General features: G+C 71.2%; 15 protein-coding genes. 5 read left to right on the top strand and 10 right to left on the bottom strand.

Annotated elements, in window-relative coordinates:
• Positions 1-35: 35 nt before the first annotated feature.
• Positions 36-1,475 (top strand): aldehyde dehydrogenase family protein, encoded by a 1,440-nt coding sequence (locus PVT71_RS18965; protein ID WP_353474005.1) that lies wholly within the window; start codon positions 36-38, stop codon positions 1,473-1,475.
• A 111-nt stretch (positions 1,476-1,586) separates the two neighbouring features.
• Here the strand turns inward: PVT71_RS18965 and lpxK are convergent, their stop codons facing one another.
• The 7 genes from lpxK to rbfA form a co-directional block, all read right to left on the bottom strand.
• Positions 1,587-2,573: a tetraacyldisaccharide 4'-kinase gene (lpxK, locus tag PVT71_RS18970; protein ID WP_353474006.1), complete on the bottom strand. Its 987-nt coding sequence runs from the start codon at positions 2,571-2,573 to the stop codon at positions 1,587-1,589.
• Complete coding sequence (locus PVT71_RS18975) at positions 2,573-3,781, bottom strand: glycosyltransferase N-terminal domain-containing protein (protein ID WP_353474007.1); 1,209 nt, start codon at positions 3,779-3,781, stop codon at positions 2,573-2,575. Before PVT71_RS18975 ends, lpxK begins: the two co-directional genes overlap by 1 nt.
• 5 nt (positions 3,782-3,786) lie before the next feature.
• Positions 3,787-4,029 (bottom strand): DUF4170 domain-containing protein, encoded by a 243-nt coding sequence (locus tag PVT71_RS18980; protein WP_353474008.1) that lies wholly within the window; start codon positions 4,027-4,029, stop codon positions 3,787-3,789.
• 98 nt (positions 4,030-4,127) lie between these two features.
• Positions 4,128-4,922 (bottom strand): 3'(2'),5'-bisphosphate nucleotidase CysQ, encoded by a 795-nt coding sequence (locus tag PVT71_RS18985; RefSeq protein ID WP_353474009.1) that lies wholly within the window; start codon positions 4,920-4,922, stop codon positions 4,128-4,130.
• Positions 4,909-6,267: a TldD/PmbA family protein gene (locus tag PVT71_RS18990; protein ID WP_353474010.1), complete on the bottom strand. Its 1,359-nt coding sequence runs from the start codon at positions 6,265-6,267 to the stop codon at positions 4,909-4,911. Before PVT71_RS18990 ends, PVT71_RS18985 begins: the two co-directional genes overlap by 14 nt.
• A 108-nt stretch (positions 6,268-6,375) precedes the next feature.
• Positions 6,376-7,089: a phosphodiester glycosidase family protein gene (locus tag PVT71_RS18995; protein ID WP_353475565.1), complete on the bottom strand. Its 714-nt coding sequence runs from the start codon at positions 7,087-7,089 to the stop codon at positions 6,376-6,378.
• Between the two features lie 44 nt (positions 7,090-7,133).
• Positions 7,134-7,559 (bottom strand): 30S ribosome-binding factor RbfA, encoded by a 426-nt coding sequence (gene rbfA, locus PVT71_RS19000; protein ID WP_353474011.1) that lies wholly within the window; start codon positions 7,557-7,559, stop codon positions 7,134-7,136.
• Positions 7,560-7,727: 168 nt separating this feature from the next.
• Between rbfA and dapB the strand changes: the two genes are divergently transcribed.
• A complete protein-coding gene (gene dapB, locus PVT71_RS19005; RefSeq protein ID WP_353474012.1) occupies positions 7,728-8,543 on the top strand; it encodes a 4-hydroxy-tetrahydrodipicolinate reductase in 816 nt (271 codons plus the stop codon).
• Positions 8,544-8,724: 181 nt separating this feature from the next.
• On the opposite strand, the gene PVT71_RS19010 is transcribed toward dapB, so the two are convergent.
• Complete coding sequence (locus PVT71_RS19010) at positions 8,725-8,928, bottom strand: DUF1674 domain-containing protein (protein WP_353474013.1); 204 nt, start codon at positions 8,926-8,928, stop codon at positions 8,725-8,727.
• 100 nt (positions 8,929-9,028) lie between these two features.
• Here PVT71_RS19010 and PVT71_RS19015 point away from each other — a divergent pair, with 100 nt between their 5' ends.
• The 3 genes from PVT71_RS19015 (at position 9,029) to purH (ending at position 13,870) form a co-directional block, all read left to right on the top strand.
• Positions 9,029-10,330, top strand: coding sequence for a transcription antitermination factor NusB (locus PVT71_RS19015; protein ID WP_353474014.1), 1,302 nt, complete (start codon positions 9,029-9,031; stop codon positions 10,328-10,330).
• Between the two features lie 182 nt (positions 10,331-10,512).
• Entirely contained in the window at positions 10,513-12,261 is a 1,749-nt protein-coding gene (locus PVT71_RS19020) for a heparinase II/III family protein (protein WP_353474015.1), read from the top strand.
• A gap of 19 nt (positions 12,262-12,280) precedes the next feature.
• Positions 12,281-13,870 carry a bifunctional phosphoribosylaminoimidazolecarboxamide formyltransferase/IMP cyclohydrolase gene (gene purH, locus PVT71_RS19025; RefSeq protein WP_353474017.1) on the top strand — a complete coding sequence of 530 codons (1,590 nt, stop codon included), beginning with the start codon at positions 12,281-12,283 and terminating at the stop codon, positions 13,868-13,870.
• Positions 13,871-13,948: 78 nt separating this feature from the next.
• On the opposite strand, the gene PVT71_RS19030 is transcribed toward purH, so the two are convergent.
• Both PVT71_RS19030 and PVT71_RS19035 read right to left on the bottom strand, forming a co-directional pair.
• Entirely contained in the window at positions 13,949-15,964 is a 2,016-nt protein-coding gene (locus tag PVT71_RS19030; protein ID WP_353474018.1) for a pyrroloquinoline quinone-dependent dehydrogenase, read from the bottom strand.
• A gap of 70 nt (positions 15,965-16,034) precedes the next feature.
• On the bottom strand, positions 16,035-16,406 hold the full coding sequence (locus tag PVT71_RS19035) for a glucose dehydrogenase (RefSeq protein WP_353474019.1): 372 nt from the start codon (positions 16,404-16,406) through the stop codon (positions 16,035-16,037).
• Positions 16,407-16,695: the final 289 nt, after the last annotated feature.

Raw genomic sequence — 16,695 nt, forward strand, 5'->3', positions numbered from 1 at the left:
GTAATTTGATCAAATCCAGACTCGCGGAGACTATCATGATCGAGAAGCGCCAGTTCTACATCGATGGCCAATGGGTGGACCCGGCAGCACCGCGCGATCACGCGGTGATCAACCCGGCAACCGAGGAGCCCTGTGCGATCATCTCGCTGGGTGACCAGGCCGACACCGATGCCGCCGTCGCCGCCGCCAAGGCCGCACTGCCGGGATGGATGGCGACCCCGGTGGCCGAGCGGATCGGCTATGTCGAGAAGCTGCTCGAGGTCTACAAGGCCCGCGCCGAGGAGATGGCGCAGGCGATGACCCTCGAGATGGGCGCGCCGATCTCGCTGTCGCGCTCGGACCAGGTCGGGGCGGGCACTTTCCACCTCACCAACTTCATCCGCGCCGCCAAGGCCTTCCCCTTCGAGCACTCGCTGCGCGAGGACCTTCCGGCGCACCGGATCATCCACGAGGCGGTGGGCGTCGCGGCGCTGATCACCCCGTGGAACTGGCCGATGAACCAGGTCACGCTGAAAGTCGGCGCCGCCGCCGTGGCGGGCTGCACCATGGTGCTGAAACCCTCCGAGGAAAGCCCGCTCGACGCCATCCTCTTTGCCGAGATGATGCACGAGGCGGGCTTCCCCAGGGGCGTCTTCAACCTCGTCAACGGTGATGGCGCAGGCGTCGGCACGCAGCTGTCCTCGCATCCCGACGTCGACATGGTCAGCTTCACCGGCTCGACCCGCGCCGGCCGGGCGATCTCGAAGGCCGCCGCCGACACGCTCAAGCGCGTGCACCTCGAGCTGGGCGGCAAGGGGGCGAACCTCGTCTTCGCCGATGCGGATGCCGATGCGGTAAAGCGCGGCGTGCTGCACATGATGGAAAACTCGGGGCAAAGCTGCAACGCGCCCTCGCGCATGATGGTCGAGGCGCCGTTCTACGACACGGCGGTCGAGCAGGCGGCGGCGGTCGCGAGCGCGGTGAAGGTCGGCGATCCGCAGCAGGAGGGGGATCACATCGGCCCGGTGGTCAACGAGACCCAGTGGGGCAAGATCCAGGATCTCATCCAGAAGGGCATCGACGAGGGCGCGCGGCTGGTGGCCGGCGGCCTCGGCCGTCCCGAGGGGCTCAACAAGGGCTTCTACGTGCGCCCGACGGTCTTTGCCGACGTGACCCCCGAGATGACCATCGCGCGCGAAGAGATCTTCGGCCCGGTGCTGTCGGTGATGAAGTTCGACAGCGAGGACGAGGCGGTGCGCGTCGCCAATGACACGCCCTACGGCCTCACCAACTACGTGCAGAGCACCGATGCGGCGCGGGTCAACCGCCTGACGCGGCAGCTGCGCTCGGGCATGGTGCAGAACAACGGCAGCGGCCGCCCCGCCGGCGCGCCCTTCGGCGGCATGAAGCAGTCGGGCAATGGCCGCGAGGGCGGCTCCTTCGGCATCCTCGACTTCCTCGAGGTGAAATCCGTCAGCGGCTGGGCGGCAGAGTAAGCCTTTCATCTTTCTGAAAATACTCATGGCGCGGCGCTCCCCAGGGGGCGCCGCGTCCGTGTTTGCGGCCGGACGCCTCCGGCGGGAGTATTTGGGGAAAGATGAAAGGGCTCAGAGCCCCAGTTTCGCCAGCGCGCTCTCGAGCGGCGCGGGATCGGCGAAGCGCAGGCGGACCGGCAGGCTCAGCACCTTGGAGCGGAAGGCCTCGGGCAGGCGCACGGCGTCCTTCTCGGTGGTGACGAGCTGCGCGCCGAGCATCTGCGCCTCGCGCTCGAGCCGGGTCAGCAGCGCGGGGGTGAAGGGCTGGTGGTCGTCGAGCGCCTCGGCGCGGACGAGCGTGGCGCCGAGGCTCCTCAGCGTGGCGAAGAACTTCTCGGGGTGGCCGATCCCGGCGAAGGCGAGGGCGCGGAGATCCTGCCAGTCCATGCCGGTCCGCAGCGGCTCGAGCGCGCCGCGCAGGCGGGGCAGGGCGATCTGCGCGCCCCATTCGACGTCGAAGCTGCGCTGCGCGTCCTCGCCGCCGATCGAGAGCAGCAGGTTGGCGCGATTCAGCCCCGTGGATACGGGCTCTCGCAGGGGACCGGCGGGCAGGCAGCGGCCGTTGCCGAAGCCGTAGCGCGCATCGACCACGATGATCGACAGATCCTTGGCCAGCGCCGGGTTCTGGAAGCCGTCGTCGAGGAGGATGACCTTTGCTCCGTCCGCGACGGCGGCGCGGGCCCCGGCGGCACGGTCGCGGGCCACCCAGACCGGGCCGAAGGCGGCGAGCAGCAGCGGCTCGTCCCCCACCTCGGCCGCCGTGTGGCGGCGCGGGTCGACCTGCACCGGGCCGGTCAGGCTGCCGCCGTGCCCGCGCGAGACCACATGCGCGCCCGCCTCGCGCAGCCGTTCCAGCAGCGCGATGACGGTGGGGGTCTTGCCGGTCCCACCGGCGTTGATGTTGCCGACGCAGATCACCGGCACGCCGACGCTCGCGCCCGGCCCGCCGGAGAGGCGGCGCGCGGTGGCGCGGGCGGTGAGCGCGCCGAGCGGCGCGAGGAGCCGGGCCTGCCAGGCCGGGCTGTCGGGGGGTGTCTGCCAGAAACCGGGGGCGCGCATCAGGCGAGCTCGGATTCGTCGAGCCAGCCGCAGGCCAGCGCGATCATCTCGTCGGTGAGCTCGGCGCCCTGGGTGATCACCTCCCAGCCGGCATGGGCCATGGCGGCGGCACGGTCGGGGGCGACGAGCTGGCTGAGCGCGCCGGACAGCGAGTCGAAATCGCGCACGATCCGCGCCGCCCCGGCCTCGGCGAGGCGCGAGTAGGCGGGCAGGTGGCGGCCGACGTTGGGCCCGTAGAGCAGGGCGATGCCATGGGCCGCCGCCTCCATCGGATCCTCGCCGCCATGGCCGTTGACCAGCGAGCCGCCAAGGAAGGCCACCGGCGCGAGCCGGTACCAGAGCCCAAGCTCCGAGGCGTCCTCGGTGACCAGCACCTGGGTGTTCTCGTCGGGCATCTCGCCGGCCTCCCAGGCGCAGAGGCGCAGCCCCGAGTTCCGCGCCACCTCGGCCACCTCGGGCGCGAGGTCATGGGTCGCGGGCACGAGGATCAGCAGGAGCCGGTGCGCGAGGCGCACGGCGCGCTTGTGGGCGTGCAGCACCTCCTCGGCCTCCTGCGCGCCGCGCAGCCGCGCGGCAAGCCAGACCGGCCGGCCGGTGAGGATGCCTGCCATCTCCTCGTAGAGTTTCGCGTTGCAGTCGAGCGGCGGCGCGCTGTCGGTCAGCGGGCCGACCGTCGGCATGACGCGCTCTTCAACCCCGGCGCGGCGCAGGCGCCGCCGTGCGGGTTCGTCCACCGGGCAGATGCGGTCAAAGAACTGCAGCCCGGCGGCGGTGGGATCGGGCACCCAGCTGGGCGCGGGGCTCGACCAGGGCAGGTCGCGCGCGTCGAGCAGCACCAGCCGCGTGCCCGCCTCCTGCAGCTTCTGCAGCAGCGCCGGGCGCAGCTCCTGCCCGGTCCAGAAGCCGATCTGCGGGCGCCAGTGCTCGAGGAAGGCCGCAACCTCGGCCGGGCTTTCGCCGGGCAGGTCGGCGCGCAGCGCGCCCTCGGGGGCGTGATCGGACTGGCCGGTGATCAGCACCGCCAGTTCCGGGCGCTGGATCCTCAGCCGCGTCGCCAACGCCGCGAGCGCGCGGGCCGAGCCAGGCTCGCCCGCGTGCAGCCAGAGCAGCTGACCGGCGGGCCGCGCCGGGGGCGTCGCGATCGCGGTCGCCCCGCGGCCGCGCGCATAGGCCAGGTAGGCCGACAGGGAGAACGGCCTGCGCGCCACGCGTGTCAGCCGAGCTCTTCGGTCGCGGAGACCTCGAGTTCCTCGTCGCGCAGACGGTGGATGTGGGCGATGAAGTAGCGCATGTGGGCGTTGTCCACGGTGCGCTGCGCCTCGGCCTTCCAGGCGTCGTAGGCAGAGGCGTAGTCGGGGAACATGCCGACGATGTGGATGTCGTTCACGTCCTTGAAGACGGATTTCTCGGGGGTGACGAGCTCGCCGCCGAAGACGAGGTGGAGACGTTGGGGCATGGGGGGATCCTTTCCCGTACTGACGCGCGCAACCTACTTTCTGCACCCGCAGCGTCAAGATTCTACCGCGGGTCAGCGTTACGCGGCGGCTTCACAAGTCAGGGGGCCAGCGTCAGGCGACCCATGATGTCGGCATGGAGCGCGGGATTGGCCGCCACCACGCCGGGATGCTGGGGGTGGCGCGCGTTGAAGCGCAGCGGTCGGCCGAGCCGGTCGGTGACCGTCGCCCCGGCCTCCTGCAGAAGCAGCGTGCCGGCGGCGATGTCCCACTCCCAGGTCGGGCGGAAGGTGAGCATGGCGTCGAAGCGCCCCTCGGCCACGAGCCCGAGCCGGTAGGCCAGCGAGGGCCGGTGCGCGCGGCGGATCGGCGGCAGCGGCACGCGCCAGTAGGGGCTGTCGATCACCGGGCGGGGCGCCAGCACCTCGGCCTCGTCGAGCGTGGCGGGACCGGCGGCGCGGATCGGCACGCCGTTCAGCACCGCGCCCCCGCCCTGCGCGGCGCTGTAGAGCAGGCCCCGCTTCGGCAGGTAGATGGCGGCAGAGGTGACGGCACCGTGCTCGGCCACGGCCAGCGAATGCGCCCAGCTGTCGTCGCCCGCGATGAACGAGCGCGTGCCGTCGATCGGGTCGATGATGAACACCCGCTCGGCCGCGCGCCGCGCCGCGTCGTCGGCGCTTTCCTCCGAGAGCCAGCCGTAATCGGGCCGCGCGCCGCGCAGGATCTCCTCGAGCCGGGCATTGACCGCGAGGTCGGCCGCGGTGACGGGGCTGCCATCCGCGGCCTTGTAGCGCACGTCGAGCGCGTCTTCGGCAAAGGACAGCGCCACCTTGCCCGCCTCGCGGGCCGCGTGCTCGAGCAGCGCGAGGTCTTCCGCGGGATCACTCGCCGGCAAGCGTCAGCCCCTCGACCAGCAGCGAGGGCACGACCCGCGACAGCCAGGGGCGCGCGTCGTTGGACGGCACCACCCTGCGCAGCATCTGCCGCAGGTTGCCGGCGATTGTCACGCCCGAGACCGGGTAGGCGATCTCGCCGTTCTCGACCCACCAGCCCGCCGCCCCGCGCGAGTAGTCGCCGGTGTTGGGGTTGATCGTCGCGCCGATCATCGAGGTGACGACGAGCCCGCGGCCCATCTCGGCGATCAGCTGCTCCGGCGTCTTGTCACCCTGCGTCAGCTCGAGGTTCCAGGCGGTCGGCGAGGGGCCCGAGGAGGTGCCGCGCGCGGCGTTGCCGGTCGGCGCCATGCCGAGCTTGCGCGCGTTGGCAAGGTCGAGCGTCCAGCCCGTCAGCACCCCGTCCTCGACCAGCGCGCGGCGCCGCGTCGGCAGGCCCTCGGCGTCGAAGGGGCGCGAGCCCGAGATGCGCGGGCGGTGCGGATCCTCGATCAGAGAGATCCCGTCCGACAGAACCTGCGCCCCGAGCGAGTCGCGCAGCCACGAGCCGCCGCGCGCGACCGCGGCGCCGTTGGCCGCGGCGACGAGGTGGCCGATCAGCGAGGAGGCGATGCGCTCGTCGAAAAGCACCGGGTAGGCGCCGGTCTTGGGCTTGCGCGGGTTCAGCCGCTCGAGCGTGCGGGCCGCGGCGCGCTGGCCGATCTCGACCGGGCTGCGCAGGTCGGACTGGAAGGTGCGGCTGTCGCCGTCGTGGTCGCGCTCCATCCCGAGCCCGGTGCCGGCGATGGCAACGCAGGAGGTCGAGCGGGCGGTGCGGGCGTAGCCGCCTGCAAAGCCGTTGCTCGCCGCGAGGAAGACCTGCTGCGCGTCGTAGGAGGCGGAAGCCGACTGCACCTGCGTAATGCCTTCGACGGCCAGCGCCGCGGCCTCGGCCTCGAGCGCGTCGCGCTGCAGCGCGTCGGGCGCGGGGTCGGCCGAGGGGTCGGCCAGTTCGAGCGCCGCGATGTCCCAGTCCCGCGCCAGCTGCGAGGGATCGGCGAGCCCGGCATAGGGATCCTCGGGCGCCTCGCGGGCCATGGCCACCGCGCGCTCGGCCATGGCGGTCAGCGTCTCGGGCTTCACGTCCGAGGTCGAGACCACCGCGCTGCGCTGGCCGATCAGCACGCGAAGGCCGATGTCCGTGCCCTCCGACCGTTCGGCCTGTTCCAGCGCGCCGCCGCGGACGTCGATGCTGAGCGAGGTGCCCTCGATCGCCATGGCATCCGCCGCGTCGGCGCCCGCCTTGCGCGCGGCCTCCAGCAGTTGCGCCGTCAGGGTTTGCAGGTCCTTGCGCTCAATGCGGTCCATGTCGCCTCCGGTCTGGGTCTTGAAGGATTGGGTAGGCCGCGCGGCGCGGCAAGGCAAGCGCCGGGGCGGGCGCGGGCGTCACGATAGCGCCAACGCGGCCGCCTAGGCTCACTTCGCGGGGACGACCACGCCGATGATCGGCCCGAGCGGGCGGCCGATGTCGCTGCGCCCGACCTGCGGCGCGAAGAGCCGCGAGACGTTGCCGTCGAAGAACAGCGCGTTCGGCATCTTCAGCCCGTCGCGGTAGAGCGAGCCGAACTCGTAGAAGCTCACCGGCTCCTCCGAGATCGCGAAGACCAGCGTCTTGCCGTCCGCCGAGGTGCCGACGCCGTTGCGGATGTAGCGCGAGGTGCTGTCGCGCAGGAAACGCGGGTGCAGCTCGCCGTCGATCACCAGCATCGGCCCCGATTGCGTGGCATAGCGGCAGGCGGGCTTGCGGGTGAGGAAGTCGCGCGTCTCGTAGACCTGCGCCTCGCCCTTGCCGATGCAAAGGACGCCGTTCGGCAACATGCCGAAATTGCCGGGCCCGGGGCTGGAGATGACGCGCATCTCCTCCTGCCCGTTCTCGACGTAATGGCCGACCGGGGCGCGGTCGATATGGTACATGCCGGCGTTCATCGCGAAAGCGAGCGTCTCGCCCTTCTCGCGCAGCGCCGCGTCGAGGGTCGAGAAATGCCCCCAGACCGTGCCATCCGGGGCGCGCAGGAAGGTGCGCAGGTCCTCGTCCGCCGCGACGGTGCAGAGCGTGTAGCGCCGGCCCTCGAAGCTCGAGACCTCGCAGCTCACCGCGTCCGCGCGGGTGGGAACCAGGGACGGCAGCAGCGCCGCCGCCGCAAGCGCCAGCGCGGTCAGGGCGGAGCGGAGGCTCACTCGTCGCTGTCCCCGCCGTCGTCGTCATGCCCCTCGAGATCGCGCCGGACGGACTCCTGCGAGAAGATGCGCCGGGTCTCGTCGAGCCGGTCGAAGGTCTCGTCGAGGCGGAAGCGCAGGTCCGGCGCGTATTTCAGCGTCAGCTCCTTCGAGACCGCGCGGCGCAGCTCGGCCTTGTTGCGCTCGAGCAGCTCGAACATGTTGCCTTCCTGCTTGCCGCCGAGCGGCACGACATAGGCGGTTGCGACCTTGAGATCGGGAGAGACCCGGACCTCGCCGACGGTGATCGAAAGCCGGTTCAGCTCGGGGTCGTGCACGTCGCCGCGATTGAGCACGTCCGCCAGCGTGCGGCGAATGAGTTCGCCGACACGAAGCTGTCTCTGGCTGGGGCCGGAGCCCTCTTGGAATCTGTTCTTTGCCATGGCGCAGACATAGGCGCGTTGCGGGGTTTTGCCAAGAACGCGAACGCATAGCGCCCCGGGACGGGGGCCGTGGCGGCGGGGCCGCGCCGAGATCTCCGCCGACATCTCCTTTGCCATCGGGCCGCTGCCGGAGTATGCCCTGCGGGAAACTCAGGATCGGAGAGCAGGATGTCGGAATTGCCGGGTGTTGTCGTCACGGGCGTGTCGGGGCGGATGGGCCAGATGCTGGTGCGCGAAGTGCTGGCCAGCGACAGGCTGAAACTCGTCGGCGCGGTCGAGCGCACGGGCAATCCCTGGGTGGGCCGCGACCTCGGCACGTGCATGGGCGGCACAGAGCTCGGCATCACCGTCAGCGACGACCCGCTCGAGACCTTCGCCAAGGCGCAGGCGGTGCTCGACTTCACCGCCCCTGCCGCGACGGTGCATTTCGCCGAGCTGGCGGCGCAGGCCCGCGCGGTGCACGTGATCGGCACCACCGGGCTCGAGGAGGGGGATCTTGCGAAGATCCGCGCCGCCGCGCGCCACGCGGTGATCGTGCGCGCCGGCAACATGAGCCTCGGGGTCAACCTGCTGACGAAGCTCACCAAGCAGGTCGCCGCGGCGCTCGACGAGGACTGGGACATCGAGATCGTCGAGATGCACCACAACCGCAAGGTCGACGCCCCATCGGGCACCGCGCTGATGCTGGGCGAGGCGGCGGCAGAGGGCCGGGGCGTATCGCTCGCGGAAGCCTCGGACCGCGGCCGCGACGGCATCACCGGCGCGCGCGAGCGCGGCACGATCGGCTTTGCCGCGCTGCGCGGTGGCGACGTGGTGGGAGAGCACGAGGTGATCTTCGCCACGGCGGGCGAGCGCATCGTGCTCAAGCACATCGCCTCGGACCGCGCGCTCTTCGCCCGCGGCGCGCTGAAGGCGGCGCTCTGGGGCCAGGACAAGGCGCCCGGCGAGTATGACATGCTGGACGTGCTGGGGCTTGGCGACTGAGGCGCGGCCCGGCGGCACGCGAAGGACCGCCTCCGGCGGGCGTATTTTGAAAGAGAAGAAGGGGGAGGCTCACCGCGCTCCCCCTTCGTTTTTCCGGGCCCGGCTATTCCGGGCTCAAGTCTCGCGGGGCAGTCTGGGCAGCACCCCGCGCGGGGCGCCGCCGGTCTGAGGTCGGCCCCGGTCAGAAATCGATCGCGATGCCCTTCTTTTCCCAGTCGCCGTAGCGGGCGGGGTCGAGCCCGTCGCGGCCGCCGTATTCCTTGGCGCGCGGATCCTTCGCGAGTGCCTCCTCGGCGGCCTTGCGGCGCTCGGCGGCCTCGGCCAGCGCGCGCTGTGCGGCGGGCGGGAGATCGGCGGGAAGTTCGGGGCGCGTGTCGTCGCTCATGGCCATGCCCTCCTCGGGCGTGCTTTCCTTGCGTGGGTCCGCTTGATATAGGCCCGGGGATCATGCGCGGGCAAGACCCGCAGGGTAGCGGAGTGGTCCCATGGCAGGCAAAGGCGCGGAGAAGAGCTCGGACAAACCCGAAGCGGCGAGCCCGGCGCGGGCGGCGGCGGTGGCGCTGCTCGGGCAGGTGCTCGGGCAGGGGCGGCTGCTGAGCGAGGCGATGCAGGGCGGGCCCTTCGTCAAGCTCGGCGCGGCGGACCGCGCGGCGGCGCAGCGGCTGGCGACCGGCGTGCTGCGCAACCTCGCGCGCTGCGACCAGGTGCTGAAGTCGCGCCTGCGCAAGGCGCCGCCGCTCTTCGTGCGCAACGTGCTGCGGCTCGGCGCCTTCGAGCTCTGCACCGGTGGCGCGGCGCATGGGGTGGTCAATGACTGCGTCAGCCTGATCTCGGCGGACCGCAAGACCAAGACCATGTCGGGCCTCGCGAACGCCATCCTGCGCCGCCTGTCCGAGGACGGGCCCGCGGAATGGGCCAAGCTGCGCGCGCCGCGCCTGCCGCGTTGGCTGCGCGAGCCGCTCGCCGCGGCCTGGGGCGGCAAGGCGGTCTCGGCCATGGAGGCCGCCCATGCCGCGGGCGCGCCGCTCGACATCACCGTCGCCTCCGATGCCGAGGGCTGGGCCGGGAAGCTGGGGGCAGAGCTGCTGCCGACCGGCTCGCTGCGGCTCGCCGAGCCCGGGCAGGTCTCGGCGCTGCCGGGTTTCGACGAGGGCGCCTGGTGGGTGCAGGACGCCGCCGCGGCGATCCCGGCGAAACTGCTGGGCGACGTTTCCGGGCTGTCGGTGCTCGACATGTGCGCGGCGCCGGGCGGCAAGACCATGCAGCTCGCGGCGGCGGGGGCCGAGGTCATCGCGCTCGACCTGTCGGAAGGCCGCATGGCGCGGATCACCGAGAACCTGCTGCGCACCGGGCTGAAGGCCGAGACGCGGATCGGCGACGCGCTGGAGGCGGAGGGCAGCTATGACGCGATCCTGCTCGACGCGCCCTGCTCGGCCACCGGCACCATCCGACGCCACCCCGACCTGCCGCACGCCAAGGCGGGCGAGGGCATCTCGGAGCTGATCGGGCTGCAGGCGGCGATGCTCGACCATGCGCTGACCCTGCTGAAGCCGGGCGGGCGGCTGGTCTTCTGCACCTGCTCGCTGCTGCCCGACGAGGGGGAGTGCCAGGTCGACGAGGCGCTGGCGCGCCACCCGGGGCTCAAGGTCCTGCCGCCCGAGGCGGCGTGGATCGAGCCGAAATGGCGTTCGGAGGAGGGCGGGCTGCGGCTGCGCCCCGACTACTGGCCCGAGCGCGGCGGCATGGACGGGTTCTACGTCGCGGTGCTGGAAAAGCCCGCGGACTGACGGGCGTTCCGCGCTCTTTCCCGGCTCGTGCACCGCTTTTAGCCGCGGGCCGTTGCGCGCAGGCCGCAAGCGCGGCGCCAAGGCATCGCGTTTGCGCGATTTCGGCCCTTGCCCGGTGACTTGCGCCCCTCTGGGGTCTAACCTGCCGGGCAAAAGCCTCAAGGCGGGCAGAAGGGCAGGGCATGGTAGATATGGCGAGCTGGTCGGTCACCGCCACGCAGTTTCTCAACCGCGTGCATTCGCGGCTCGCCGGGCGTGCGGGCAGCGCCACCGCCTTCGTCTCGCAGCCCGAGCCGCGCACCACGGGGCAGTTCGCCCGCGGCCGCCAGCTCTGCGCCGGCAACCTGATGTTTGCCGGCTACCTTGCCGAGGGCAAGGGCGCGATGATCTGGGACATCGAGGTGACGGACAGCGCCTGGCAGGAGGAAATCCATGCCTTCCGCTGGCTCGACGACCTTGCCGCGGTGGGCGATGCCGGGGCGCGCAAGCTGGCGCAGGACTGGCTGATGGGCTGGATCGCGCGCTACGGGCGCGGCACCGGGCCGGGCTGGGTGCCGGAACTGGCCGGGCGGCGGCTGATCCGCTGGATCCACCACGCGCTCTTCCTGCTGCGCGGCATGAGCGCCGAGGACTCGGCGCGCTTCTACCGGGCGCTGGCGGCGCAGACGCGCTTCCTGGCCAAGCGGCGCGGTGCGGCCCTGCCGGGGCTGCCGCGCTTCGAGGCGCTGACCGGGCTGATCTATGCCGCGCTCTCGCTCGAGGGGATGCGCGCGCATCTCGACCCGGCGCGGCAGGCGCTGGAGCTCGAGTGCAACCGGCAGATCGACGTGGCGGGTGGGTTGCCGACGCGCAACCCCGAGGAGCTGCTCGAGGTTTTCACCCTGCTCAGCTGGGCGCGGGCGGCGCTCGAGGAGGCCGATCTCGAACCCGGCGGGGCACATCTGAACGCCATCACCCGCATCGCGCCGACGCTGCGCGCGCTGCGCCATGCCGACGGCGGGCTGGCGCGGTTCCATGGCGGCGGGCGCGGGGCCGAGGGGCGGCTCGACCAGGCGCTGTCGGCCTCGGGCGTGCGCCGACGCCCGGTCGAGGGGCTGGCGATGGGCTACGCGCGGCTGGCGGGCGGGCGCAGCACGGTGATCGTCGATGCTGCGCCGCCGCCGTCGGGGCGCGCCTCGGCCGATGGCCATGCCTCGACGCTGGCCTTCGAGCTGACCTCCGGGCGGCGGCCGTTGATCGTGGCCTGCGGCTCGGGCGCGGTCTTCGGCGAGGAATGGCGGCGTGCGGGGCGCGCCACGCCCTCGCATTCGACGCTTTGCCTCGACGGCACCTCGAGCGCCCGGCTCGCCGCGCGGCGGCGCATCGGCGGGATCGAGCGCGAGCTGATCGCCGAGGGGCCGCGCGACGTGCCGGTGGAACTGGCGCAGGAGGCGGCGGGCTGGCGGCTCGAGGCGGCGCATGACGGCTACAAGCGCAGCCACGGGCTGACCCATGCGCGCAAGCTCGAGCTCAGCCTCGACGGGCGGGCGCTGGAGGGCGAGGACATGCTCTTCGCGCTCGACGCCAAGGACCGCAAGGCCTTCGACCGGCAGCTCGACAGGGGCGGGCTGCAGGGCTTCCCCTACGAGATTCGCTTTCACCTGCACCCGGATGTCGGTGCCGAGCTCGACATGGCCGGAACGGCGGTCTCGCTGGGGCTGCGCTCGGGCGAGATCTGGGTGTTCCGGGGCGAGCCGGGCGTTGAAATCGCACTGGAAGACTCGGTTTACCTGGAAAATGGACGGCTTCGGCCCCGCGGGGCGCAACAGGTCGTTTTATCCGGGCGCGTGATGGAGTATGCGACCCGCATCCGCTGGTCGCTGGCCAAGGCGCAGGACACCGCCATCGCGATCCGAGACCTTGGGCAGGACGAGTCGGATGTGACGCTCTGAACCATCTGGGACTCTCCTCATGCCTGATCTCTCCCCCGTGGCCCGCGCCCTCATCTCCGTTTCCGACAAGACCGGTCTCATCGACCTGGCCAGGGCGCTGAGCGCAAGGGGTGTCGAGCTGCTCTCGACCGGCGGCTCCGCCAAGGCGATCCGCGAGGCGGGCATCCCGGTGCGCGACGTCTCGGACGTGACCGAGTTCCCCGAGATGATGGACGGCCGCGTCAAGACGCTGCACCCGCGTGTGCACGGCGGCCTGCTGGCGCTGCGTGACAACCCCGAGCATGTCGAGGCGATGAAGGCCCACGGCATCACCGGGATCGACCTCTTGGTGGTCAACCTCTACCCGTTCGAGGAAACCGTCGCCAAGGGCGCGGACTACGACACCTGCATCGAGAACATCGACATCGGCGGCCCGGCGATGATCCGCGCCGCGGCGAAGAACCACGCCTTCGTCAACGTGGTGACCGATGTGGCCGACTACGTGGCGCTGCTGGCCGAGCTCGACGCCAACAACGGCGCCACCACCTACGCCTTCCGCCAGAAGCTGGCGCAGGTCGCCTATGCCCGTACCGGCGCCTATGACGCCGCGGTCTCGACCTGGATGGCCGGCGCGCTGAACGACGACGCCCCGCGCCGCCGCGTCTTCTCGGGCGAGATCGCCCAGACCCTGCGCTACGGCGAGAACCCGCACCAGAAGGCCGCCTTCTACCGCGATGGCTCGGACCGTCCGGGCGTGGCGACCGCTGTGCAGCACCAGGGCAAGGAACTCAGCTACAACAACATCAACGACACCGACGCCGCCTTTGAGCTGGTCTCGGAGTTCCTGCCCGCCGACGGCCCGGCCTGCGCGATCATCAAGCACGCCAACCCCTGCGGCGTGGCCAAGGGCGCGACCCTGCTCGAGGCCTACCAGAAGGCCTTCGACTGCGACCGCACCTCGGCCTTTGGCGGCATCGTCGCGCTGAACATGCCGCTCGACGCCGAAACCGCCGAGGCGATCACCGAGATCTTCACCGAGGTGGTGATCGCGCCCGGCGCCGATGACGCGGCCAAGGAGATCTTCGCCAAGAAGAAGAACCTGCGCCTGCTGACCACCGACGGGCTTGCCGACACCACCGAGCCGGGCCTCGCCTACCGCCAGGTCTCGGGCGGGATGCTGGTGCAGGACAAGGACAACGGCACGATCACGCTCGACGATCTGAAGGTCGTGACGAAGAAGCAGCCGTCCGAGGCGGAACTGCTGGACCTGCTCTTCGCCTGGAAGGTCGCCAAGCACGTCAAGTCCAACGCCATCGTCTACGTCAAGGACGGCGCCACCGTCGGCGTCGGCGCAGGCCAGATGAGCCGCGTCGACTCGGCGCTGATCGCCGCCAAGAAGGCCGAGCGCATGGCCGAGGCCCTCGGCCTCGACACGCCGCTGACGCAGGGCTCGGCGGTCGCCTCCGACGCCTTCTTCCCCTTCCCTGACGGGCTGATGGAAGCGGCGGCAGCGGGCGCGACCACGGTGATCCAGCCGGGCGGCTCGATGCGCGACAACGAGGTGATCGCGGCGGCCGACGAGGCAGGCCTTGCGATGGTCTTCACCGGGATGCGCCACTTCCGCCACTGATCCGGCGCGGAACGGACAATGACAGGGAGGCGGGCTGCGGCCCGCCTCCCTTTTTTTATGCCTCACGCGCCGGGCGCTTCAGTCCTTCAGCCGGTAGGCGATGATCGCGTCGCTGACGCCGGTCTCCATGAAATGGTGCCCCCCGGCGGCGATCAGCACGTATTGCGTGCCGTCCACCTCGTAGCTGATCGGGTTCGCCTGCCCCCCGGCGGGCAGAACATCGGTCCAGAGCGTCTCGCCGGTCTCGATGTCGATGGCGCGGAAGAGGTTGTCGGTCGCCGCCCCGATGAAGATCAGCCCCGAGGCGGTCAGGACGGCACCGCCGTTGTTCGGCGTGCCGATGGTCAGCGGCAGCAGCGAGGGGAGGCCGAAGGGGCCGCTGCGCCGGGCCGTGCCGAGCGGGACGTCCCAGACCGGCTGGCCCGTCTTGAGGTCGATCGCAGTGATCCCGCCGTAGGGCGGCTGGGTGCAGGGCAGCTCGGTGAGGCCCGACCGCCAGCCGGCGCTGGTCTTCACGCCGTAGGGCGCGCCGACCTGCGGCTGGCCCCGGCTGGTGGTGTTGCCCTCCGGCCCGCCGAGCGGCCGCATCCCCTCGGCATCGGCCTCGGCGCGTCTCACCAGACGGTTGAGATTGGCGAAATCGTTGTAGCTGGCGATCAGCAGGCCCCGGCCCGCGTCCACCGCCACCGAGCCCCAGTCGCTGCCGCCGTTATAGCCCGGGTACTGGATGTAGTTCTTCGTCGAGGGCGGCGTCAGGTAGCCCTCGTAGACCGCCTGCCGAAAGCGGATCCGGCAATAGAGCTGGTCGATCGGGGTAAAGCCCCACATGCGCTTCTCGGTCAGCGGTGGCTTGCGCAGGCTGGCCCAGAGCGACACCGGCTGGCTGTCCGAGATGTAATCGGGCTCGATGTCGCCTTTCGGCAGGCCGGTGATCTCGCCCACCGGGGTCAGCGGCGCGCCGGTCTCGCGGTCGAGGATGTAGAGGTCGCCCTGTTTAGAGGGCAGCAGGATCGCTGGCCGGCCCGCGTAGTCGAGCAGCGTCGCCTGCGAGCCGAGGTCGTAGTCCCAGACATCGTGGCGCAGGGTCTGGAAATGCCAGAGCTCGCGTCCGGTCTCCGCGTCGAGCGCGACCAGCGAGGTGGCATAGGCGTTCTCGACCTCGGAGCGGTTCGAGCCGTAATAGTCCACCGCCGAGTTGCCGAGCGGCAGGTAGACGATGCCGCGGGCCTCGTCGGCGGTGGCGGCGGTCCACATGTTGGGCGTGCCGCGGGTGTAGGTCCGCCCCTCCGGCGGGCCGGAGCGCATCTCGTCCGGGGCGGCGAGATCCCAGGCCCAGGCCAGCGCGCCGGTCACCGCGTCATAGCCGCGGACCACGCCCGAGGGTGCGTCCTCGGCCTGGCCATCCTTTACCTGCGCGCCGGTGACGATGATGCCCCTCACTACGGTCGGCGGCGCGGTGACGGCGTAGAAGCCCGGAACCTTCTCGCCGATGCCCTCCCAGAGATCGACCTGCCCGCCAGTGCCGAAGCCCTCACAGGGCTTGCCGGTCGCGAGGTCGAGCGCGATGAGACGCGCGTCGAGCGTCGCCCCGATCACCCGCACCCGGCAGGCCTCGCCCTCGGCGCGGTCCGGGTCGGTATAGGCCGCCACGCCGCGGCAGGTGGCGCCAAAGGGCACAGCCTCGGGCGCGACCCCGGGATCGAAGCGCCAGTTCTCGGCGCCGCTCGCCGCGTCGATCGAGATGAGCTGGTTCATCGCCGAGCACATCACGAGGCTGTTGCCGATCTTCAGCGGCGTGGTTTCGGGCGCGTACTTGCCCCCGGTGCCGCCCGGCGGCAGGTCGCCGGTGTGGTAGACGAAGGCCCGCTCGAGCCGCGCCACGTTGCCGGGGGTGATCTGGCTCAGCGGCGAGAAGCGCTGCGCGAGGCTGTCGCCGCCGTAATAGGGCCAGTCGGCTCCGACCGGGATCGGCATCGCGGCATCCGCGGCGGGGCCGGCGTCCTGCGCGAGGAGGGGCAGGGCGGACAGGCTCGACGCGAGGCAGAGCGCCGCGAGGCGCAATCGCCGCGGCCAAGGGAGGAGGTCGGAAGTCATCGGCGGTCGTCCTTGCGGGAAATCATGCGGAAAATCCGGGTCGGGGCGGAGGAGGTGCCGCCCCGCTCCATCACGCGCGGCTGCGGCCGAAGCGACGCAGGGTCGGGAGGCAGGGCAGCATCAGCAGCAGAATCACCGTCGGGGACAGCATTCGGGGCACCTGCGCCCACCAGTCGCTGCCGCTTTCCCACCAGGCCCAGGCCAGGGTCCCGGTCCAGACGATCAGGTAGAGCCACAGCGCTGCCATGCTGCCGCGGTTGAGCAGCACGCCGGTGCCGACGAGCCCGAGCCCGGCAAGGGCATAGTACCAGCTGCCGCCCAGCAGGATCAGCCAGACGCCGCCCGCGAGGAGCACGAGGCCGAAGAGGACGCAGATCCAGCCCAGAAGTTTCACGCCCCAGCCGACGCGCGCGGGGACAAAAGAGGAGTCGGGTGGTGTCACGGAGGAGTCATCCCAATAAAAATCTTTTTAAATCAATGGTGTTTGAAATGATATCACCTTCCGAATACATTCCTCAAAAGTCCGCGGCGTGGCAACCTGAGATTGCACTTGACGCCGGGAATTCCGCCGACCCGTCCCCGGCTCTCGAGGTTTTGACCGCGGACGCCCAGAGGATGGGCACTCCTTGCGGCGGAGGCGGGCGCCTCCTTTCGGAGGGATCCGCCGCGCCCGCGGCCTGCACCCTCTCCCATCCGCCAATTCACGGCGCGGGGGATTTGTGAAAGGATGA

The sequence above is a fragment of the Salipiger sp. H15 genome, assembly GCF_040409955.1.
Classification (GTDB): Bacteria; Pseudomonadota; Alphaproteobacteria; order Rhodobacterales; family Rhodobacteraceae; genus Salipiger.